Annotated in this window: 21 protein-coding genes; 3 read left to right on the forward strand and 18 right to left on the reverse strand. The window is 37.6% G+C overall.

The genetic code is table 11. The features are described from left to right. Positions 1-53: 53 nt before the first annotated feature. The 17 genes from PXG98_RS03115 to PXG98_RS03190 form a co-directional block, all read right to left on the reverse strand. On the reverse strand, positions 54-899 hold the full coding sequence (locus PXG98_RS03115) for a LytTR family transcriptional regulator DNA-binding domain-containing protein (protein WP_276388945.1): 846 nt from the start codon (positions 897-899) through the stop codon (positions 54-56). Positions 900-983: 84 nt separating this feature from the next. Beyond that, positions 984-2,192 carry a serine hydrolase domain-containing protein gene (locus tag PXG98_RS03120; protein WP_276388946.1) on the reverse strand — a complete coding sequence of 403 codons (1,209 nt, stop codon included), beginning with the start codon at positions 2,190-2,192 and terminating at the stop codon, positions 984-986. Between the two features lie 83 nt (positions 2,193-2,275). After that, on the reverse strand, positions 2,276-3,736 hold the full coding sequence (locus PXG98_RS03125) for a serine hydrolase (RefSeq protein ID WP_276388947.1): 1,461 nt from the start codon (positions 3,734-3,736) through the stop codon (positions 2,276-2,278). Between the two features lie 149 nt (positions 3,737-3,885). Then, a complete protein-coding gene (locus tag PXG98_RS03130; RefSeq protein WP_276388948.1) occupies positions 3,886-4,935 on the reverse strand; it encodes a helix-turn-helix domain-containing protein in 1,050 nt (349 codons plus the stop codon). A 456-nt stretch (positions 4,936-5,391) separates the two neighbouring features. After that, positions 5,392-5,574, reverse strand: a complete 183-nt coding sequence (locus tag PXG98_RS03135) for a hypothetical protein (RefSeq protein ID WP_276388949.1) — start codon at positions 5,572-5,574, stop codon at positions 5,392-5,394. 300 nt (positions 5,575-5,874) lie between these two features. Beyond that, on the reverse strand, positions 5,875-6,513 hold the full coding sequence (locus tag PXG98_RS03140) for a hypothetical protein (protein ID WP_276388950.1): 639 nt from the start codon (positions 6,511-6,513) through the stop codon (positions 5,875-5,877). Positions 6,514-6,572: 59 nt separating this feature from the next. Next, a complete protein-coding gene (locus PXG98_RS16510) occupies positions 6,573-6,797 on the reverse strand; it encodes a PNPOx family protein (RefSeq protein WP_420909545.1) in 225 nt (74 codons plus the stop codon). 271 nt (positions 6,798-7,068) lie between these two features. After that, positions 7,069-8,553, reverse strand: a complete 1,485-nt coding sequence (locus tag PXG98_RS03145) for a mannitol dehydrogenase family protein (RefSeq protein WP_276388951.1) — start codon at positions 8,551-8,553, stop codon at positions 7,069-7,071. Positions 8,554-8,555: 2 nt separating this feature from the next. After that, complete coding sequence (locus tag PXG98_RS03150) at positions 8,556-10,274, reverse strand: purine-cytosine permease family protein (protein ID WP_276388952.1); 1,719 nt, start codon at positions 10,272-10,274, stop codon at positions 8,556-8,558. A gap of 154 nt (positions 10,275-10,428) precedes the next feature. Beyond that, a complete protein-coding gene (locus PXG98_RS03155) occupies positions 10,429-11,427 on the reverse strand; it encodes an XdhC family protein (protein ID WP_276388953.1) in 999 nt (332 codons plus the stop codon). Further along, positions 11,420-12,559, reverse strand: a complete 1,140-nt coding sequence (locus PXG98_RS03160) for a vWA domain-containing protein (RefSeq protein ID WP_276388954.1) — start codon at positions 12,557-12,559, stop codon at positions 11,420-11,422. Before PXG98_RS03160 ends, PXG98_RS03155 begins: the two co-directional genes overlap by 8 nt. A gap of 19 nt (positions 12,560-12,578) precedes the next feature. After that, on the reverse strand, positions 12,579-12,884 hold the full coding sequence (locus tag PXG98_RS03165; RefSeq protein WP_276388955.1) for a DUF1272 domain-containing protein: 306 nt from the start codon (positions 12,882-12,884) through the stop codon (positions 12,579-12,581). Positions 12,885-12,945: 61 nt separating this feature from the next. Continuing rightward, the gene (locus tag PXG98_RS03170) at positions 12,946-13,818 is read right to left on the reverse strand and encodes an AAA family ATPase (RefSeq protein WP_276388956.1); all 873 of its coding nucleotides are present in this window, start codon (positions 13,816-13,818) and stop codon (positions 12,946-12,948) included. A gap of 69 nt (positions 13,819-13,887) precedes the next feature. Further along, complete coding sequence (locus PXG98_RS03175; protein WP_276388957.1) at positions 13,888-14,358, reverse strand: SRPBCC family protein; 471 nt, start codon at positions 14,356-14,358, stop codon at positions 13,888-13,890. Between the two features lie 53 nt (positions 14,359-14,411). Further along, positions 14,412-16,778, reverse strand: a complete 2,367-nt coding sequence (locus PXG98_RS03180; RefSeq protein ID WP_276388958.1) for an aerobic carbon-monoxide dehydrogenase large subunit — start codon at positions 16,776-16,778, stop codon at positions 14,412-14,414. A 17-nt stretch (positions 16,779-16,795) separates the two neighbouring features. Beyond that, on the reverse strand, positions 16,796-17,287 hold the full coding sequence (locus PXG98_RS03185) for a (2Fe-2S)-binding protein (RefSeq protein WP_276388959.1): 492 nt from the start codon (positions 17,285-17,287) through the stop codon (positions 16,796-16,798). A gap of 7 nt (positions 17,288-17,294) precedes the next feature. Continuing rightward, positions 17,295-18,164 (reverse strand): FAD binding domain-containing protein, encoded by an 870-nt coding sequence (locus tag PXG98_RS03190; RefSeq protein ID WP_276388960.1) that lies wholly within the window; start codon positions 18,162-18,164, stop codon positions 17,295-17,297. 197 nt (positions 18,165-18,361) lie between these two features. On the opposite strand from PXG98_RS03190, the gene PXG98_RS03195 reads away from it, so the two are divergent. After that, positions 18,362-19,543 carry a cysteine desulfurase family protein gene (locus PXG98_RS03195; RefSeq protein WP_276388961.1) on the forward strand — a complete coding sequence of 394 codons (1,182 nt, stop codon included), beginning with the start codon at positions 18,362-18,364 and terminating at the stop codon, positions 19,541-19,543. 32 nt (positions 19,544-19,575) lie between these two features. Here the strand turns inward: PXG98_RS03195 and PXG98_RS03200 are convergent, their stop codons facing one another. Then, positions 19,576-20,685 (reverse strand): XdhC family protein, encoded by a 1,110-nt coding sequence (locus PXG98_RS03200; RefSeq protein WP_276388962.1) that lies wholly within the window; start codon positions 20,683-20,685, stop codon positions 19,576-19,578. A 91-nt stretch (positions 20,686-20,776) separates the two neighbouring features. Between PXG98_RS03200 and moaA the strand changes: the two genes are divergently transcribed. Together moaA and PXG98_RS03210 are read left to right on the forward strand one after the other, a co-directional pair. Next, positions 20,777-21,760 (forward strand): GTP 3',8-cyclase MoaA, encoded by a 984-nt coding sequence (gene moaA, locus PXG98_RS03205; protein WP_276388963.1) that lies wholly within the window; start codon positions 20,777-20,779, stop codon positions 21,758-21,760. A gap of 95 nt (positions 21,761-21,855) precedes the next feature. Further along, on the forward strand, positions 21,856-23,070 hold the full coding sequence (locus PXG98_RS03210; RefSeq protein ID WP_276388964.1) for a molybdopterin molybdotransferase MoeA: 1,215 nt from the start codon (positions 21,856-21,858) through the stop codon (positions 23,068-23,070). The last annotated feature ends 8 nt before the right edge of the window (positions 23,071-23,078 follow it).

Genomic DNA, 23,078 nt, shown 5'->3' on the forward strand with positions numbered 1-23,078 from the left:
AGAAAAGAATATGATTAAAACGTAGATTTTGGGATTAGAACACAAAAATTATGCTAATCGTGTAGGCTAGAGTTTATTTGTTTATAGTATTTATAAGATAAAGGAACAGATATTTCGCCTAGTTTAAATTCTAGACTAGCGTTATGGGAGTTACCATTCACTGCTTTGATATTCGACAAGTTTATCAAATAAGATCGATGACATCTTTTTAAAAAAGGGGCTTGTTTATTTATTTCTCTAAGGGTGTTTCTAAAAGTCGAATGATTTAAGGAGCCATCTTGCTCGTAAAAGATTTCGACATAATTTTCAGATGATTTTACAAATAAAACATCATTTTTTAAGAGAACAATCTTCTCTTCCTTATTCAGACCCATAAAAGTGATTTCATCCGGTGATTCACTACTTGAACTCTTTCCCACTCTATTTCTGAAATACAGGTAAAAAGGAAAAATAAAAACCATTATTGGAATCAAAGAATTTGCAAAAAACCAAATACCGTGTTCGATATAGCTATCAAATCCCAAGTTGCGACTAAAGAAATTATTTAGAAATATTTGATTATAGGCATGTATGGGGACACTGGAAATTAAAACTAAAGAGATAAAAGAAAAAACCTCATCTTTAATTGTCCATACATTTTTATTAAGAATGTACCACCTTCTCTCGAGTCTTGCGTTAATCAAATAAGCTAGAGAAAAAAGAAAACCAAAGCCGCTTAAGGTCAGGTTTCTGAATTCGGAATCAAATCCATCAGTATCAAAGGGTCTCAAAAAAATCATAATAGAAGCAAGTATGCAACCTAACAATGCAGCGATTATAGCCTGACTTTTAAAGTCATGATTAAAAGGAATCTTTTTGTTAACAAATTCCTTCATGCCTAATTTAGACTTGTCTCCCATTATCTATTAATTTCCTATATGTGCCCTACAATGCCGAAATCTGTTATTCATTAAAATACTATAACGGAAATAAAGATAAATAAACTACTCGCGCATCCACATCGCTGGCCACCCATATACTTTAGATATAGCACGGACAATTTCATGACTCAATGGAAATCCATTATCAGAATTGGTCATTACAACTACGCCTCTGCCCTTTTCTGCAAACGAAACAGCATAACAAATAAAGCCGACATTTCCACCAGAATGTCTAAATCGAAATGCATCTCCCTTACCATCTATTCCAATTCCTGTTCCTCCTGCGTTGGGCACTCTCTGCATCATCATTTTGGCTGATTCTTGTTCTAATATTCCACCATTTTCACCACGATACGACTTACCCAATGCTATCATAAACTTAGCCAAATCGGATGGTGTAGTCCAAAGTCCGGCAGCTGCTTTCTCAGGATATAGGTGATATCCACCACTGACAACCTTCCCCTCGGAATCATAACCGTTTGAGATAAAATTATTCAATTTTTTAGACATAGGATGGTTAAACGTACTACCACGCATCCCTATTGGTTCAAAAATCAATTCTTCGGTTAATTCAGAGAACTTTTTACCACTAACATCTTCCAATAGTAATTGTAAAACCTGCATTCCGCCTCCCGAATAATACTCGGACTGACCAGGTGTTTGTATTACCCTTACAGGATCTGAATTAGTAATTTCACTACCATCTAATATTTGCACCAAGGTTGGGATAGAATCGTTTCTATGATATCCTTGAAATCCAGATGTACCTAATCCTGAAGTATGGCTCATTATTCGGCGTGGTGTTACCTTCTCTGTTATAGTAAATTTATTCTCAGGTACTTGCCAACTCATAAGCTTTAAATTTACATCTTCATCAAGAACTATTAATTCTTGCTCGGCAAGCATAAATGCCGTTACACTAGCTATGGGCTTGGAAATTGAAGCAGCTTGAAAAAGCGTATTCTCATTTACTTTTTGACCTTCTTTTTTATTCTTTAAACCATATCCTTTTGCCCAAAGAATTTCATTGTTGTCAAAAACGGCGATACTGACACCAGGAATATTTAATTCTTTCATGCGAGCTTCGATTGTGAGAGATCCCGTATCACTCTTACCGTTTTCATCTATTCGGCAAATATTCTTTTCCATTAGGTTTTGGAGTGAAACATCATCTACTTTATTGGAAGAACTCGTTATCTCCTTCTTGTTTCCCGATTGGCAGGAACAAATCAAAAAAACCATGAATATCAAATGAAATTTTGATTTAATCATTTTGAAAAAATTGCTATAATTCTGTATATATTTATTATTGTGATTTACGTAATCAAGAACTTTCTTCTTAGCAAAATTTCTTTCTACTTCTTTTGTAAGTCACTAATAAGATTCGTTAATTCTTCATTGTAATATCCTTCATTTTTTTCATTGAGTGATATTGCCTTTTTATAATATTTTATGGCATTCAAAGTGTCTTTTCGGGCTTCGTATACTTCACCCAAACCAGAAAAGGATATCCACCAGTCTGGATTTGCTTCTGCATTCAATTCGTAAACTTTCATTGCTTTCTCTGTCTCATCCTCCCAGGCATAGGAATTTCCAATCCCATTAATATTCCATCTTAAATTTTCAAATCGAGACTTTGGATTTTCTTTTTTGAGTTTTTTGAAAACCTGTAATGCCTCATTAAACTCATTTCTTTCAATAAGGCCTAAAACGTTATATTCTAGTGTACAACCCTTGGTGCGCAATTTTGATATTGCAAGTCGAGCAATATCATTTACTATAATATCATAGACAGGACTCACATAGCCGTTTGATAGGAATATTATTGAAGTATTACTATCAGGGAAAAACCTATAGGCTGCCAAGTTTCCACCAGAAAAACCAAACGATTTTTGATTATTCATAGGATAATTACCCCAGCCATGCAAAAAGTTTTCTTTTTGATAATTGAAATTGTTCGTGTAATTAAATGGGGACCACATTTTGGATTTGGTTTTTTTATCCAATAGAAGATTTTTTTTCAACTTCTCGTCCCATTTGATAAATTCATCAAGGGTAATGTTTAAACCGTTTCCTGAATGTCCTCTAACACCACTGTTATCTGTTGCCTTAATATACTCTTTTCTTTTTCCATTGTAAAAATATCTTGTCGCTCGATTTGGTAATTCTTCTTGTGAGTTAGATGAAAAGATGGCACCTTCATTGGTATTTGAAAATTGATTTTTGAGGATAAACTTATCAAATGTTGCACCAGTAATTTTTTCAATAATTTGGGTAAGAAGCCAATAGTTGGTTTGGTTATAGCTAAACTGATATCCAGTTTCAAACTCCATTTTATCATTGTATAATTTTCCCATCAGTTCATCATCAGTTAAAGTACTTTCATATTTCATGATATCTGGAAGCCCAGATGAATGACTCAATAGGTTTTTAATTTGGATCTTTTGCCATTCAATTGGTAAGTCATCGATGTACTTTGCTATTGTGTCATCCAATTGTAGTTGACCTCTTTCAATTAATTGAAAAACTCCTGTCGTGGTGATAAGCTTTGTGGCTGAGAAAATTCTAAATAAGGTGTTTTCGTTAACAGATAATCTATCTTCCAAGGATGCTTTGCCATAATAGTCTTTAAAAATCACTTCGTCATCTTGAATAACTGCCAAGGCCAAACCAGGAATATTATGCTGTTCTATGGTCTTCTTGATATAAAAATCAATTTCACCACTTAATTGAGAAGTTTTGATTTGCTCTTTCTTATAGGTAAAAGAGATTGAGATAATCGAAACAATAAAGATTATTGTCAATAGTTTTTTCATTTTGAATTTGTTTAAATCAACGATCCGCAAAATTACTCGAACTAGGAAAAAAAAAGTGCCACTAAAAAAAAGTGAACTGATTTGTTTGAGAAAAAATCAAGACGCTAAATAGAAATTTCAAACCAAACCCAAAAAAAGACACTAAGTGCTCATATCTTATTTTCTATTCGAAATTGTTTGGGTGTTTTACCCGTATGTTTTTTAAATGCCCTATGAAAAGCAGACTTCGAATTAAAGCCCACCTCGTATTGGATTTCTAAGACATGTGTTGATTTACGTTCAGGGTTTTGAAGTATTTTGATTGCCATTTCAATTCTATATTCGTTGATAAAATCGAAAAAATGTTTACCTATGTGCCTATTAATAAGTAGAGATAGGTCTTGTGTGTTAATGTTTAGGTTACGAGCCAATTCCTTTATGGTCAAGTCAGGAGAAAGAAAAGGTTTTTCTTTGATAATATAACTGTTCAGTCTAGTTATATCAAGATTGATTTTCTTTACATCGCTTGTAACCGGTAGATTTTTAAGATTAAATATTTTATCCCTCGGTACGCTAACCAATTGGTTTTTAATCCCCTTTGATTTAAATATTTCGGGAGTATACAGACTTCTAAGAGTTAACCATGTTACAAACGCTAGTAATAATACTGTATGCGTTGTGCGTGCAGTCAAGACAAAATCGATATTGCTTACATATACTGCTATGGTTCGAAGGAATGAAAAAACAAAAAATAATATTACTAAGGGGATAAAATCCTTTAACCACTTATAGTTTAAGTGAGTCTTGTGCGAATAATCACTTCTCAAGGTTCTATTTTTGTAATCTAATAATATCATACTCACAACATAAAATGCGCCAGAAAAAATGCTTATTGCAGCATAGGTTTTAGATTCTAGTTGGGCGTGGAATGATTGGTAAAAAACTATTCTTTCTAATTCAGACACCATAAAAAACCTTGGCATAAAAATGATTGACACCAAAATGAAAGGAGTGAGATGTATCAGGTGTTTTTTCTCAAATTTAAAATTAAAACGCAATACTGAGACAAAGTATAAATAACACAGAGGTGCCAACAACAATATTAACTGATCTCTAAACTGCTCAAAAATCAAAGGCATCTCTAAATACCTAGAATAGAGAAATACACTAATGTGTATGGAAAATGTTATTAGAAAGAATCCCATCAATCTATTGCTCATCTTCTTATGTCTATTACTTTTTACAGTGAGCAAAAAAACCGAAAGTACTAAAGTGATGAATACCACGAGCAATGTACTTTTTTCAAGAATTATATTTTTATACATATATTAAAATCAAATAAACCGTACACATAAAATAAAGATTTTTTAAGGTCAATTTAAAATATAGACAAAATAAATTTACTGCTGTATCCATTCCATACGGCATAACATAGTTTCGTGCTGTAAACGCACAATCTTAGCAAACTTGATCCTATCTTTTTGCGGGGTAAATCAAAGCTCTCTATTCAAAACTTGTTTCAGGTTTTCCAATTCGAGAATTTTCCAATGTATTTTTATCCAATAGTTTTGAAACCCTTTTGCGCTCCTACTTCCAATTCTCCTTAAGTACCTAGTTATTGTACTGTATAAGTCTATCACTTTCTAGTGAACAGTAATTAATTTTTAGCTCTAGTTCTAAATCCCTTCTACTGTTTTTTCTACTTGTTCCGTAAAGTCTAATCCCTTTAAGGGCATCTTATGGATTTCTGGAATTGTACTATTCTTTTCCCAATTGCCTAGTAGCTCTTCTAAATAATCTAATCTTTTTTGAGTCGATAATCGTAAACCATAAAGTTCATTAGATGTGTATTCTTGCACAATATTTGTCCCTTCAAAAAGTCCATCATCAGTTCAAGCGTCAATATATGTGATTTGGGGTCTTCTCTGAAAACTCCCTATCATGTACTGCAACAATTCGAATGATCGTGGTAATAGAGAAATCACTCATTCTCTTCTTTTTTATTTCATTTATATAGAAGCACCGCTACCATGCCTATGACTCTGTCACAATAGTTGCTAAGTTGTCAAAAAAGAGATTTTCGTAAGGGAGATTCATTAGGTTTCCCAAACCTCTTTTAAACAACCACTATTTCATTATAATGTAAATAGAAACTGTTGTTATTCTGTACGCAAACCTTTTTCTATATATTTCCAAATACTTGGATTATTTGAATCTCCATATTTATTTTCGCCCGTCCAAGTATACTCATCAAAGTCTTCATTAAAAACTATTTCACCATACCTCTCGTGAAATTCGCTTTCAGAATCAGGTTTATTCCGAATAGTTAATTTTCTTTGTTCCTTATCCCAAACAAGAACATCCAGCTGTGTTTTATACCAATTACTAAACATCGATACCATTTCGAACTGTTTGGCTTTTTTATTGTAATTGATGTACCAATTGTATTCTCTTTCTCTACCATTAGAATCTACCGATTTCGCAATGAATTCAATATAATTGCCTTTCAAAATATATCTTACTTCCCGGGTTGATGTTTCCCACCATCCTTTTTCAATATTATCTTCTCGGGTTTCCCATTTCCCAATTAAGAAATCAAGTTCTTTAATTCCTCTTTCTTGTGCACAGGTAAGCTTAGAAAGTGATACAATGATTAGAAAAAACAAAAATTTTCCTAGTTTTATATAATTCATATTCAAGTTTTTAAAAACGCCTTCCGGTCTTATTAAGCAATAGTTTTTAATCGTATCGAAGACATTGTTACTTATTGTTTTAATATAGTCGATTTTTTTCATCATTCTTAATGATTTCATCCATTTCACTATAGCTTTTTTCCAGTTCGCCGCTGTCCGCTAACTCATAAGGTTTCCTTAATTCCTGGGATTAAAAAGATTAATCCAACTTTGGGGTTTTCTAAGACGTTCATAAAGGTAACTGCTCTTCTATTTCCCAATCGATCCGGGATTGCTAAAGTTTTTTGGTCTAAAACTTTCACAAAGCCCGGAGGATCACCTTTTTGGTAGCTATCAAAATTCCCACTTTGGACCGATGACGAAATAACAATAAATGGGGATTTCTCAATAAATAATCATGACTTTTCATCAATATAATCAAGTGTTTTTCTGGCAACTAACGCACTAGAATGTCCAATAATATCTAGAAAATCTTGTTCGTTAGTAATGACTAATTCAAATTATCGTTTCATAATTAATACTTCTAATTACACATAACTATGAGTGTTCGATTGCTGTGGTCTCCGTTTTAAGGCTTTAGTTTCAATCCAAATTACATCCTGTTAGGAGGCGTTTTCTTAATTGTTTATTTTCTGCTTTTCGTAACCTGAAAAATAGATTTTATATCATGTTATTCATATAATTTTTGATATTAGGATCCTCATAGATTTTCTGAACTTTCTCCGTATACAACTTTGTAAACTCCTTATTTTCAATAAGATTTCCAAAAAGAGATTCTTGTCTTAAGAAGGCTAAAGTGTCTGTATTGGTTTTTTTGGCTGCCTGATGGAGTTCGATACTTCTGGCATCGATTATTTCTATGGGGTTTCCATTTCTATCTATTCCCTTATCACTATAATAACACCAAGCGGCAATCACTAAAGTTGCAAACTTTATACTTCCAGCAGTTGCTAAATTATCCTGTAGTGTGGCAATTAAAAATTTAGGTAATTTGGCGGAGCTTTCCGAACAAATCCGGCTGATACTGTCTTTAATATTAGGATTGGCAAAACGCTCTAACAAAGTGTCTTTGTAGTCTTTCAGGTTAATACCTTCTATCTCGCCTAAAATAGGGGTGGCTTCATTATCTAGAAAGGCACGTAAATAGATAACAAAGGTTTCGTCTTCCATACAGGCATTGATAGTGGGATGTCCATGAATAGCCCCCAAAAGACCCAAGACCGAATGACCTGCATTCAGTAAGCGTAATTTCATTTTCTCATAAGGACCAACATCGGGGACGAATTGCACCCCGGCCTTTTCAAAGGCAGGGCGGCCATTAGAAAATTTATCCTCTACCACCCATTGAATAAAAGGTTCGCAGGTAACGGGCCAGGCATCATCTACCCCATAGGCCTGTGTCAGGACTTCAACATCTGCTTCAGTTGTCACTGGTGTAATTCGGTCTACCATACAATTAGGAAAGCAGACTTCTTCGGCTATCCATTTGGCCAGGTCCGAGTCTTGTGCTGCTGCAAAAGTGAGTAACATCTTTCGCAGCATGTCACCATTATGTTCAATATTATCACAAGAAAGCACTGTAAATGCGGACAGACCTTCGGCACGGCGTCTTTTTAATGCTGCAGTTAAAAACCCAAAAACAGTTTTTGGTTCTTCTGGGTGCTGTAGTTCGTGTTGAATGTCCGGATTGTCAAAATTGAATTCCCCTGTACTGGGATTAAAATTATACCCTCCCTCGGTAATGGTCAAGGAAACAATTTTCGTCTCTTCAGAAGCCATGCGCAGGATCACTTGTTCTGCCGTATCGGTGCCCATTATAAAATCTACGATCGATCCGATAACTTCAGCTTCAATTTTTCCATTGGGATGTTTAACCATCAGGGTGTAAAGGTGGTCTTGCTTTTTAAAAATGTTATATAGTTTGACATCTGCTTCACGCAAGCCTACGCCACAGATTCCCCAGACTGAGGCCGCACTGTCATTTTTTAATTGGTGCAAATAATACGCCAAATGGGCACGATGAAAACCCCCAACACCAATATGAACTATTCCAGATGTTTCTTCTCCACGTTTATATTTTGGTACAGGGATTCGACTTCCCACTTTTTGTAAATTTCGTTGCCTGAGTTGTATTGGAATTTCCATGGCTATCCTTTGGTATTTGATTTACCTCTTCTTAGCGCCCAATAGGCCAATACGAAATAAACGATGGTACAAACAAAGGCGTAGGAGTAAAATAGTTCCCGATTTTCGATATAATCCGCTTCAGTAGAACTTGCGAATAGTACATTACAGGCCAAGATCAAAGTGGCTGCCAAGGCCGAAATTGCAATAATTTTCAATCCTTTGGAGAAAAAAGAAACATCCTTAAAAAGAACGGGTTCTTCCTTTGCTTGCTCCTCCTGAAAGCCTCTGATTCTATCATTTCGGAGGTCTTCTTCTTTTACTTGCTCAGAATACTCTTCCTTAGCGCCATATCGAGAGGCGAGAAAGGTATACACCGCAATGGTAAAAACCCAAGTGGGGATAAACAGGTAATAGAAGGAAATCAGGTCTAAAGCATTCAGGCCAAAACCAAAGACAAGGCCTAGGCCCCAAGAAGCAACCGCAGGCAAACTAAAGCTTAGCTTACGGTATGAAGACCAATAGCGGGTTAAGCCAATTCTAGGAAAAATCTGATGTTCTGCAAAAACAATGGCCCCTACAGGAACTACAAGCAGCCCGGCATAAGTCAATAATGGCAGTATTTGTGAAAACACAAAGGGAAAACAGGCAATGCAAACGGTGACCATACCAACTACAATGGTGGTTCTCTTTCTGGAATGGTTGAAGAAAATTGCCTGTGCAGCCAAACCCGATCTATATAAATTGGTAATGGCGGTTGTCCAGCCCGCGACAATTACAATAACAAACCCCGACCAGCCAAGGGCATAATAGGCTACATCTCCGGGATCCAATTCTATGATAGATTTTCCTAATATAACAGCAGCGCCGGCACCCATGATTCCGGCAGCAATCCATGCGATATAGTGTCCGAACATCATGCCCGTACTAGTGGCATAGCCATAGGATTTCTTTTTCGCAAAACGCAAAAGGGCCATGTCGATCAATCCAAAATGTGTAATAGTATTGGCAGCCCATCCAAAGCCTATAACTTCAACCAGTCCTATTCCTGGAGCTCCGGCACTATTGATGCCTGTCCAAATAGACTCGTCCCCAAGGGTCATAAAATCGGTCCATCCTCCCGGTAATGTTTTATGCAATACGTCTAATGATAAAGCAGGAAGGAGTACCATAGCTCCGCTGGTAAACATTACAAAGAGCCAGGGTGCACAGATGCCTGAAAATTCAGAAACTGCATTAAAACCATAGAGAGCAATGGAGACCACAACAATACCTACGGCGATTACAATCAAAATAAACCAGGCATTGGTAGGGTACCAATTGAGTTGTGCGGGAATATCAAATGCAAAGCGCACTGCTGTAGCTGAGACTGTTATCATCGCCGCTGATATTACCGAAAAGATGATAACGTTTGCCCAATTGTATAACTTTGTCATCGAGTCGCCAGCTATCTTATTGAGATAGGTATAGAGGCTCAAGCGTGTATCAACAGCTATTGGTGAGGTAATAAAGCGCCAGCTAAGTACGGCTAGAATATTTCCTATCAAAAGGCCAAGGATAATATCCATCGTTTTGGCGCCTAGGGCTACAAAGGTAGCCCCTATTACAAACTCTGTAGCCGCTACATGTTCTGCGGCATAGAGTCCTGCAAAATGAGTCCAATCGTGTAATCTATGTTTGGCGACTGGTAATTGTTCTTCATCAAGGTTTTTAAATTGTTTAAATTCTTCGGTCGTCTTCATATCTTAGTTTGTCCTTGGAAATAAGATTACTATAAGTTATTAAGTGCAGGGAATTTTCACAAACTTTATTCTAAATTTATGATGCCCCTACCCTAAATAATTCAACCCGTAGAAAGAATGAAAATAGTAGTAAGCTTTAATATACTAATAGACACTAAATTTTGCTGATATATTTTTCTGGTTCGTTTTCAAAGCTCACCTTACACCCATCACAGCAGAAGTATACCTTCTCTCCTTGGTATTCTACAATATGCTTAGGATTCAATTTGGAAACGGGAACATTACAGACAGGGTTAATGTAATAGTCGTTCACAAACTGCTCATTAACTTCTTCCTTGTTTTCCTTTATACCCCCACAACAAGACTCCTTACCGCTCTTCTCATTTCGGAAATCATCGATTATCTCCGCCAAAATACTGATGGCAACCTCACTGGCCAGTTTAGCATTAATATCCAAGCCTACAGGACTTCTCAGTTCTGCAATACGATCCTGTGATATCCCGGCATTCGTCAAAAAACTTTTGATATCCTCAGATTTTTTGGCACTTGCCACAAAGCCTACATAGCTCGCCGAGGTTTCTAAAGCTTTCTTTACGGATAGCTCATCATCTTCTCCCTGAGTAGTAACTATAATAAAGGTATTACTAAAATTTTTAAACCGGCTAAAGTCAACTTCACTTGAGATACTATTGGCCAAAGGAAACATTTGAAGGTCTGCGTCTGTTGCCATTACAGAAACTCTGAAATCTGCAGTGCAGGCCATTTGTACTAGTTTACGGGCTATATTACTTTTCCCTATTACAATTAACTCGGGTTGTGGCATCACAGGTTCTATCATAACTTCTAAGGTTCCTTTACTTTGACAAGACATTACATATTCTTTGTAGGTCGCTGTAGACCGAGAGCCACCTTCTGGGGATATTCGAATACGGCGGTAGCGCTTGTTTTTTATTACATCCAAGGCCTCTTTAATAACAATTCCGCGAACGCAACCTCCTCCTATCCACCCAATGAGTTCTCCGGTTTCTAAGATTAGTGCCTTGTCTCCCACCTTTCCAGAGCTTGGGGCAATGCGGTCTACCACCTGTGCAATGGCAAAGTTAGAGCCTTTGGCCAAGTGTTTTTCTATTTGCAATGCTAGTTCGTTAAACATCCATTAATAATTTTTCCAATTTAAGCAGACTATCTAGATTATGTGCAGATTCAAAAGCATCCAGATGGGGCATCACATTTACAATTCCTTTTTGAATTGGCTGATAGCCATCCATTCCTTTTAATGGATTAAGCCATACCAGCGTTTTGCACTTTCTGCGTATTGTGCGCACAGCTTCTTTTAGTTCTGTAACACTGCCTGTTTCTAAACCATCGCTTAAAATAACTACGATATGCTTTTGACTTAAAAGTTTACTCCCATAGTCCGACAAGAATTCTTGAAGAGATTCTCCTATTTTAGTTCCACTCGACCAAGAATTAACATTCTTCCCTATCTCCTTTAAAATTTCCAATTCATTATTTTGGCGGAGCATTGGTGTAATGTGGGTCAAATGCGTACTAAAGGTAAAGAACTCCAAACTTTTAAAATACTTTTTTAACACTAAGACATAGCGTAAAAGATAGTAACTATAGGTATCCATAGACCCGCTTACGTCCAGAATAAAAATTACTTTTCGCTTTTCCTTTCGCTTCTTTTTATAGGATAAATCCAATAACAAGCCTCCTTTAGAAACGCCTTGGCGGATAGTGTTTCGTATATCAATACGACCTCTATTGGAGTTCTCTAACCTACGCTTAAAACGCATGCTCATTTGATGAAAAAGCTCTTCCGCCAGCTCCTCTAGTTTTTCTTTATCGGTTACATCAACCTTTGAAAAATCTGTATAACGCAAGCGAATACTTTCATTTGCCCCTACGGTCTCTTTAGCTTCATGCTCTTTAACCTCTTTCTTAGGTAGTTTAAACTCTGTCCCCAAGAAAATAACCGTGGCGGTTTCCTTCTCCTTCTTTAATTGCTTAATCTGTTTTTTTCGTTTTTCTAACTTCTCCTCATAATACCGACTCCAAAAACGCTGGAACATTTCATCAAAACGGTCAAAATGTTCTTTCCTTTTGCAGTATATCGCCTTTAAGCTATATTGAAATAATTTTCGATCCAGCGCATAGCCTTTTTCAGCAATACTAAAAGCGTCACGCGTTTCTTGAGGTCCAAGCATAAATTGTCTCTCTCGGCAATACATGGTAAAGTCGATAAGGCGTTCTTTAAAGGATTTGTCTACTTCAACTAACATGAAATTAATGCAATTAATACTAGCGTTCTCTTGGATTTAGACCGGCATTCGATTCATATAGCCTCTTAAATTTTTCCATATTCACAGGCTTGTAAACTTCTTTAATAGTGACCGGAAAGTTTCCTACGTTATATTTGGTAAAGTCTTTTGTTGGCCGGCTTGGTCTTAAAGCAAAGCCTCCTCCACAATTGGGGCAAACATTGTCCAAAATATTCGTTACACATTCTGCACAAAAAGTACATTCAAAAGAACAAATCATCGCTTCACTACTCTCGTTGGGCAGTCGCTTGGCACAGTTTTCACAAATAGGACGTATTTCTAGCATAATTATATTTAAAAACCCCTTAGAGTGGTAAAATAAAAATGTTTTTGTCAATTAACTCAGCTCAACTAATAGGGTATAAGAATTCTTGAACAGATTTATTACGAACAAATTCAACGTCGTCTTTATGTTTTAAAACGCTTCCAATAGTAGTCTGGACGATTTCGTCTGTGATATTCTTTTGATTCATCAGTAATAAGGTCTTAGCCCAGTCTAAGGATTCGGCAATTCCCGGAGGCTTATGCAAACTCGACTTACGTAGATTATGAATAAAAGTAACGACCTGGGTAGCCAATTCTTCGTCTATATTAGGCAGCTTTTTTGCTATAATATTTATCTCTCCCGTTTTAGAAGGAAAATCCACCCAATGATATAGGCAGCGTCTTCTTAGTGCGTCGCTTAACTCCCTAGTACGATTAGAAGTTAAGATAACGAGAGGTTTAGATTTTGCATTAATGGTTCCTAGTTCGGGGATGCTAATTTGGAAATCCGAGAGCAATTCTAAAAGGTAGGCCTCAAATTCTTCATCGGCTCTATCAATTTCATCAATCAACAGAACAACTGGTTTATCAGAACTTATAGATTGTAATAATGGACGCTGCAATACATAGTCCATTCCAAATATCTGATTCTGTAACTCCATTTTATTCTCTTCTTGTTCAAAGAGTTTAATATGAAGAAGTTGTTTTTGATAATTCCATTCATAAATGGTAGTACTTACGTCTAATCCTTCATAGCATTGCAGCCTTATCAAGGTAGTACCTAAATGTTCTGCTAAGGTTTTAGCCAACATAGTCTTTCCCACTCCTGGATTACCTTCCAATAACAAAGGTTTTTCCAAATTTTTCAGTAGAAATAGAGAGGTCGCTAAAGCCTCGTTTAAAATATAGTCGTGTTCATAGAAGTCTTCTATGAGTGCCTGAATGTCTTTTGTCAATAGCCGCCTTTTTAAAAAAGAAAGCCATACCGTATGGGCATAGCTTTTCTTTGTTGATTATAATAATAATTAAACTGCTGCTTCAGCAGCTTCCAATTTTTTAGAAAAATTCGATACAAATTGTTTAAAAAGCTGATTGGATACGGTAGTAATTAATCGGGAACCGAACTGTGCAATTTTCCCATTAACCGTTACATCCATAATGGCATCTAATTTAACCCCTCCCTCTTCACGCTCATTTAAATCTATGGTCATCATCATTTCTGCGTTTCCATTTCCTTTAGAATCCACACCGTCACCAGTAATAATAATTTTACGGTTTTCTTCGTCGATTTCTTTATAAAAAATATCGGCATCATACTTCACTCCCATAGGGCCAAATTTCATTCCTACTTTTCCTTTGTAGTGATTATCCCCAACTTTCTCGTCTACGGTTACACCTGGCACGCAGTCCATAATTTTCTCTGGGTCTATCAAATGCTCCCATACTAAATCTGTGCCTTGTGGAACTTCGAACGATTTATCTAATTGTGTTTTCATTTAAGTTTCATTTTTAAAATCCCTTATAGGGGTTTCTTGATATTGATTTAATACTAGGCCTTGGCCTTCGCTTCCTGTATAGCTTCCCAAACTTTTGCCGGTGTAATTGGAATATCCAAATGCTTAATTCCTAAAGGATACAACGCGTCAATAATTGCATTTGCAATAGCTGGTGGTGCACCAACAGTAGGGGATTCCGCAACTCCTTTCGCTCCCAAAGGATGGTGTGGCGAAGGTGTTATAGTATGGCCTGTCTCCCAATGCGGACTTTCCACGGCTGTGGGCACTAGGTAGTCCATAAGTGTTCCGTTAAGCACGTTTCCTTCATCATCGTATTCAATTCCTTCGTACATAGCCGGAGCAATTCCCTGGGTTAATCCCCCGTGAACCTGTCCTTCGACTATCATAGGATTGATAATATTTCCACAGTCATCTATGGCAACAAAACGTTTTACATCGATAGCCCCTGTTTCCTCATCCACTTCCACAACACATATATATGCGCCATTAGGGAAAGTTAAATTTGGCGGATCATAATAATGTGTAGCCTCGAATCCTGGCTCCATCCCTGGAGGGAAATTAGTATAGGCCGCAAAAGCTACATCCTGAATTGTTTTGGACTTTTCGGGGGCACCTTTTACAAAATACTTCCCTACTTCCCACTCAATATCCTCTTCGCTAACTTCTAATAAATGTGCTGCAATTTTCTTGCCTTTATCTCTTAGCTTACGGGCCGCAATTGCCGCTGCCGCTCCTGCGGTTGGCGTACTTCTACTGGCATACGTCCCTAAGCCATAAGGCGCAGTGTCTGTATCTCCCTCGTCAATCTCAATATCTGTATATGGGATACCTAGTTCTTCAGCGAGTATTTGTGCATAAGTTGTTTCATGACCCTGCCCCTGAGACTTTGTCCCAAAACGTGCTAAAGCTTTCCCTGTTGGATGAACTCGAATTTCGGCACTATCGAACATCGCGATTCCCAAGATATCAAAATCTTTAGACGGCCCGGCACCTACCACTTCCGTAAATGTACATAAGCCAATCCCCATCAATTTTCCCTCCGCACGTTTTTTAGCCTGCTCTTTTTTATAATCGTCATAGCCCAACATGTCCATAGCTTTTCTCAGAGTGGCTTCATAATCTCCACTATCATAACTCCATCCCAAAGGAGAAGCATAAGGAAACTGATCCTTTTTAATGAAATTTTCCAAACGCAAAAGAGCTGGATCTTTTCCAATTTCGGCGGCTAACTTATCTACCATACGCTCAATAGCATGGACAGCTTCCGTAACACGGAAGGAGCATCTATAGGCTACACCTCCAGGCGCCTTGTTAGTATAAACAGCGTCTAGTTCCGCAAAGGCATTATCATAGTCGTAGGACCCTGTACAAATAGAGAACATACCCGTGGGATATTTGGACGGATTAGCAGATGAATCTGTATACCCATGATCGGCAAGAGTGGATACTTTAAAAGCCTGAATTTTACCATCTTTGGTAGCTGCTAATTCGCAATCCATATGATAGTCTCTAGCAAAACCGTTTACCAAGTTTTCAGAACGGTCTTCAATCCATTTAACTGGCTTTCCGATTAAGAAAGAAGCTGCAATGGCAATAACATATCCAGGGTATACTGGTACTTTTCCACCAAATCCACCTCCAATATCCGGAGCTATAATTCTAATTTTTTCTTCAGATAAACCTACATGGCCAGCAACCAAAGCTAAAATAGTACGAATAGCGTGTGGTGCCTGAGAGGTCAAATAAATCAACATTTTCTGGGTATCCTTATCGTAAGAAGCAACAACCCCACATGTTTCAATAGAAGCCACGTGTATTCTTGGCAGGTGAATTCTTTCTTTAACCACCACATCTGCATTGGCAATAGCAGCGTCGGTTTTTTCTCTGTCTCCACGCTCCCAATGATAAATATGATTGTCTTTCTGCCCTTCTTTATCGGGCCTTAATAAGGGCGCGTCTTCGTCTAAAGACTTGAAAGGGTCAACGATCGCTTGCATAGGCTCGTATTCTACCTCCACAGCCTCTGCCCCATCAACAGCGATATACCTATCTGTTGCCACTACTGCACAAACCTCTTGGGATTGATGCATAATAGTATCTGTTGGCAATACCATTTGAGAGTCGGAAAGAAGCGTTGGCATCCAATGTAGATTATACTGCGCCAAATCTTCACCTGTAATTACAGCTAAAACGCCATCAATGGCCAATGCTTTTTCCTTATTTATACTTTTTATTTTGGCGTAGGCGTATGGACTTCTAACCATTACCATACTTAACATGCCAGGTAATTTTACATCATCGGTATAGTTACCTTTGCCGTGTAAAAAACGGGCATCTTCTTTTCTTTTTACAGAGTGGCCCATTCCGCCTACCTCTGGTGATGTTTTACATGAGAACATAATTTTTTCTTTAGAGGTTAAACAGTTTCTTCCTTAGGGTTGGCCATTTCTTTTGCAGCCTGTTGGACAGACTTTACAATATTGTTATATCCTGTACAACGACATAAATTCCCTGAAATTCCCCATCGAATTTCTTCTTCCGTAGGGTTTGGATTTGTTTTCAACATATCTATAGATCTCATTATCATTCCAGGGGTGCAGAAACCACAATGAAGCCCGTGTTGGTCATGAAAAGCCTGCTGCAAAGGGTGGTTTGTGCCGTCGGCAGCAATCCCTTCTATAGTTGTGATGTTGGCACCATCTGCACGTACTGTTAGATAGGTACAAGACTTTACCGATTTACCATCAATAAGAATGGTACAGGCTCCGCAACTTGAAGTATCACAGCCTATATGCGTTCCGGTCAAATCCAGGTTTTCTCGAATAAAATGTACTAAGAGCAAACGCGAATCTACCTCAGCAGAAACACTCTCCCCGTTAATTGTCATTGTTACATTATGTTTAGCCATAGTAGTATTAGTTTCTGGCTCTTTCCAGAGCCTTATTTATCATTCGTTTAGTTATGGTATTTACAATAGACCTTTTGTAGGCTTCAGAGCCTCTTAGGTCCGATTCGGGTTCGCAATCTTCACTAGCTATTTGCCCAACTTGTTCAATTAGTTCATCGGTAACCTTCTGTCCTCGAAGAACTTCTTCTCCTCTATCTAAACGCATCGGCACTGCGCTAACATTGGTAAGGCCAATCCCAATTTCCTGGCAAACGCCAGCATCGTCTAATTCTATATGGACTGCAACTCCTGCCGTTGCGTAATCGCCAACTTTCCGTTCCATTTTATAATAGGCACCTCCGCTATTCTTTTTTGCCTTAGGTATTTGTATTTCGGTTAAAATATCTCCTGGTTCCAAGGCCGTCATATAGAAACCATGGAAAAATTCATCAATAGGGATTGACTTTTCGCCATCTGCTCCTTCCGCAACGATAGTGGCTCTAAGTGCAAGCATCACCGCCGGTTGATCGTTCGCAGCATCTCCATGTGCAATATTGCCTCCAATGGTTCCGAAGTTTCTAACGGAGGGGTCTGCCGTTAGCCAAACCGCATCTCCAAAAATAGGATAACTGGATATTAGTAAATCACTGTGCTCTAAATCGGTCTGCGTGGTCATCGCTCCTATTTTTAGCAAATTGCCTTCTTCCTTAATATAGGAAAGTCCGCCGATCTTACTTATATCAATAATGTGTTCTGGAGTTGCAAATCGAAGCTTCATCATGGGAAGCAGACTGTGACCGCCCGACATGTATTTTGCCTCTTCGCCAAGCTCCTGTGATAAGGCAATTGCTTCTTTAACAGAAGTGGCCTTATGGTAATCAAATTTCGCAGGAATCATAATTTTTTTGGTGTTTAATTAACAGGTAGACAATAAATATATCTTATTTTTCCCGATGTCACAAAAAAATAAGCTTTTGTTTAACGTTTTTGTTTAACCCTACTTAGGGTTAGATTAAGTGCTCTCCATTTTTCTTAATAATTAATCATTTTGAGGAAATTCTTACCTTTAATGCAGACTAAAAATTATCATTAGGCATGTACTCCCAACTCTATTTTGATTATAACGCTACCACTCCCTGTTCAAAACAAGTTGTAGAGGTTATGCTTCCTTATTTTAAGGAAGATTTTGGGAATCCTTCCAGTAGTCATCATGCCTATGGATGGTTGGCAATGAGTGCCGTAGAAGAAGCAACTCATTCTATAGCAAAGAGTCTAGGAGTCTCTCGAAATAGTCTAATTTACACTTCGGGTGCGACTGAAAGTATAAATATGGTATTGAAAGGCGTGGCAAGAAAATTGAAGGCTAAGGGAAAGCATATTATTACTACTAAGGCTGAGCATAAAGCGGTGTTAGATACTTGTAAATTTTTGGAGGAAGACGGATTTTCAATTAGTTATTTAGATGTAGATTCTTCTGGACTTATTTCTTTGGAAGCCTTAAACAAAACACTGCGCTCGGATACCATTTTGGTCTCTATACTCTATGCCAACAATGAAACCGGGAACATTCAACCTTTGCATAATATTGCCAAACTTGTTCACGATAATGGAAGTCTATTATTTTCAGATACTACTCAAGCTTTGGGTAAAGTTTCCTTGTCTACAATTCTAGATTTGGTAGATTTTGCTTGTTTTTCTGGACACAAAGTTTACGGGCCAAAAGGTATTGGTTTGGTCTATATCCGAGATAATGAAAACAGAAATACGGTGCCAAGTTTAATTCAAGGAGGAGGTCAACAAAAAAAACAGAGAGGTGGTACTATTAATACACCATTGATTGTTGGTTTGGCGAAAGCTATTCAGCTGGCCCAATCAACCTTAAACATTGAGAGTGAAAGGCAAAAAAAACTAAGAGACCAATTAGAGCAAAGCCTATTGGAGAAAATAGAAATGACTGTTCTAAATAGCAATGCGCCCCAACGCTTACCTAATACAACAAATGTTTCCTTTGCCTATGTTGATGGTGCAAATTTGCTTACTGCTTTAAGCCGTCAAATTGCCGTTTCCAATGGGTCTGCCTGTAATTCGGCCTCTGTGGAGCCTTCACATGTTCTAGTGGCAATGGGGGTGGATCGCAATTTGGCTTATGCTTCTTTACGCTTTAGTATTGGAAAATTTACGTCGGTAGAAGATATAAAAAAGGCTGTAGAGATAATATGCAAAGAAGTTACTAAGCAGCGAGAAAATAATATTCTCTGGGAGCGACGAAACGTTTAAGTAAAATACTTTTTTTGTAAGACCTTTATGATTTAATTATTCCGTTCGTGAATGGGTCCTATTTTCTCCCGCAGCATCCCTCCTTTTTTTCCTGATAGCACACTTAAGATTTCACTAAATAAACTCAAGGCAATTTCTTCTGGCGTATTGGCACCAATCTCTAGTCCACAGGGAGCGTAAATTCTATTTAATTCCTCTTCGGTAAACTCAATGCCATTTGCTTTAAATTCTGCTATCATTTTATCGAACCGTTTTCGCGGGCCCAAAGAAGCAATATAAATTGAGTCAGAATTTATCAAATTCAACAGATTGGCATAGTCCGTTTTATAATCATGAGCCATTAATATAATTGCGGTTCTGCTGTCAATGTCTGGCCGGGCTTCATCTTCTTTTAAGTAAATATTATTTACGGATTGTAGTTTTTGCTTTTTCAGTTTTTGAATATTCCCAACCAGACTTACGTCCCAATCCATCAGTTTTGCCAATTCTAAAATGGGGTAAACATCATAGTTGTCGCCATATATAGCTAAATGAAATTGTGGAGGAATCAGTTCAATAAAAACCCTAACCTCTAATTCATCTTTCTCAAACTTATAGGTTTTGGATTTATGATTCTGCAGTACTTCCTGAATCTTCTCTTGCAAAAAAATTCGCAGACCGTCATGCTTACAATCTTCCAGTGTTTCCGATTCTTTGTCGTAGTAAAAACTCTTCCCCAAAGGAATATTATCTGCCTCCATGTTCGTATCCGTAATAGTCGCAATTATATGAAAGCCTCTGTCTGAGACACATTTTTCCAACATTTCCAATGTGGAAGAATTTTCGGAAATGGGAGAAATCAATACATCTATTATGCCATTGCAGCCTAAACCTACCCCTATCTCATTCTCCAAGGAAGTATCATAAGTAACAATAGACGGTTGTTGTCTCAGTATAGCAACCTGGGATCTCCTCAGCGCATCTCCTTCTAAACAACCTCCGCTTATGCCTCCTTCAAAGACTCCAGACTCAAAAACGAGCATTCTGGCACCTTCTCTGCGATAGGAAGATTCTTCCACTCTCACTACCTGAGCAATGGCACATTTTTCGGGGGAATTCTTATAGGAATTATAAAGTTGTAGTATGGATTTTATTTCTTTCATTTTCTTAGAATTTCTTATTTCTTTCTTAAATAGCGCTCCGAATATATCAAAAAATAGCTATATTAACTGCTCTTAATTATCGAGTATTGCTATGAAGGATTCGTTTAATAGGACTATAGACTATGTCCGTATTGCAGTAACAGACCGCTGCAATCTGCGGTGTTTCTACTGCATGCCTGCAGAGGGAATTCCCTACGAACCCAAATCCCATCTGTTAAGTTATGAAGAAATTACACGGCTGCTCGAAGTATTGGGAGGCATGGGGTTTCAGAAAGTCAGATTTACTGGAGGGGAACCTTTTCTTCGAAAAGACTTTGTGCAATTATTAGAGAATACTTCGGAACTAGAGGCTATTAAATCTATACATATTACCTCCAACGGCACGCTGCTTCAAAGACATATTCCCAAGCTTAAAGAGCTCGGAATAAAGAAAATAAACCTAAGTATTGATTCTTTAGACAAAGATAGATTTCAAAAAATTACAAGGAGGAATGACTTTGAGAAGGTGATGCAAACCTTTCACCTTTTAGTAGAAAACGACTTTAAGATAAAACTGAATGCCGTTATTATGAAAGGCATCAATACTCAGGATATAATTCCTTTAGCAGAATTGGCCAAAGACTATCCGGTAGACGTCAGATTTATTGAAGAAATGCCTTTTAATGGCGGGTATAAGGAAAATGTGGAAATGTATTCTGCCCGGGATATTTATGCAGATCTAATAAAGCATTATCCAGACTTAGAAAAGCTTCCAAGCAAGCATGGAGATACGGCAAGATTACTCTCTAACCCAGGGTATAAAGGTAATATTGGTGTTATTGCTGCTTTTTCCAGAACTTTTTGTAATACTTGTAATCGTCTGCGAATTTCCTCTAAAGGAGACATTAAAAGCTGTCTTTACGATGACGGGGTATTTAATATTCGTGATTTTATGCGTTCTGGGGTAACCAATAAAGAACTGGAAGATAAGTTTAAAGAAATTGTACGTTTAAAACCAAAAGACGGGTTTGAGGCTGAAAAGATGCGAAAAATTCCAACCGCTGCCATGCAGAGCATGAGTAGTATTGGTGGGTAACTAATAATCCAAACCGTTATTGATGGTTGATTTTAGCCCTTTATTAATAGTAAAGTAGAGCTGCTTTTTTGTGATATAAAGCTCCGAAAGAACAAATGAAAAACACATTTATTCCCTACGAAAATGCCTTGTCTATCTTAGAGCAGCACAAGGCCGATTTACCCATAGAATCGCGAAATATAGAAGATTGTATTGGAGCATATCTGGCAGAAGACCTAATCGCAGATCGGGACTTCCCTCCTTTTGACAGAGTAACCATGGATGGGATTGCCATAGCATATGAAGCCTTTGAAAAAGGTATCCGAACCTTCCCTATAGAATCTACCGCCGCGGCTGGAAATCCACAAACAGGCCTGAAAGAGCCTGCCAACTGTATTGAAGTAATGACTGGTGCAATTATGCCGCAAAATGTGGATACTGTAATTCGATATGAAGATCTTACGATTGAGGGGCTAGAGGCTACCATAAATCTCGACAGTTTAAATTATAAACAAAACGTGCACTTTAAGGGAATTGATATTGCCAAAGAAACGGTAATAGTAGAAAGTGGAAAGAGAATGTCTAGTGCAGAGATCAATATTGCGGCAGCAGTTGGAAAAGATTATTTGCAAGTACATAAAATGCCAAAAGTGATTATTTTTTCTACAGGTGACGAATTGGTCCCGGTTAATGAAACGCCCAAACTGCATCAAATACGCAGGTCAAATATTTATGGGATTCAGGCAACTTTAAAAGAATGGGGCGTTTCTGCAGACCTCCTACATTTGGCCGACGATAAGCAAGAGATGTTCCGGACCATTTCTACAGCCCTTCAAGAATACGATCTCTTTATTTTTACAGGGGGTGTTTCCAAAGGTAAATTTGATTATTTACCAGAAGTTTTGGAAGAACTACAAGTAGAAAAACACTTTCATAAAATTCAGCAACGCCCCGGAAAGCCTTTTTGGTTTGGGACTAACGCAGAAGGAAAAAAGATTTTTGCCCTGCCTGGGAACCCCGTTTCATCTTTTGTATGCGTGTATATGTACCTAAAGTATTGGTTAGAAAAGTCTTTAGGAATAAAATCCGAAGTGTTCTATGTAAAACTAAAAAACGATATAGAGTTTAAACCAGATTTGGTATACTTTCTAGAGGCAGTCATTGAAAGCAAAGAAGACGGAACGCTGGTCGCAGAGGCTATAAAAGGAAATGGTTCTGGTGATTTCGCAAATCTTGTAAAAACCGATGGATTTTTAATATTACCGCAAAATAAAAGCCAATTTTTTGCGAATAATGTATATCCTTTTGTACCTTACCGGCAAAAATGGTAAAAAATTGC

The sequence above is a fragment of the Eudoraea chungangensis genome, from assembly GCF_029360665.1.
Classification (GTDB): domain Bacteria; phylum Bacteroidota; class Bacteroidia; order Flavobacteriales; family Flavobacteriaceae; genus Eudoraea; species Eudoraea chungangensis.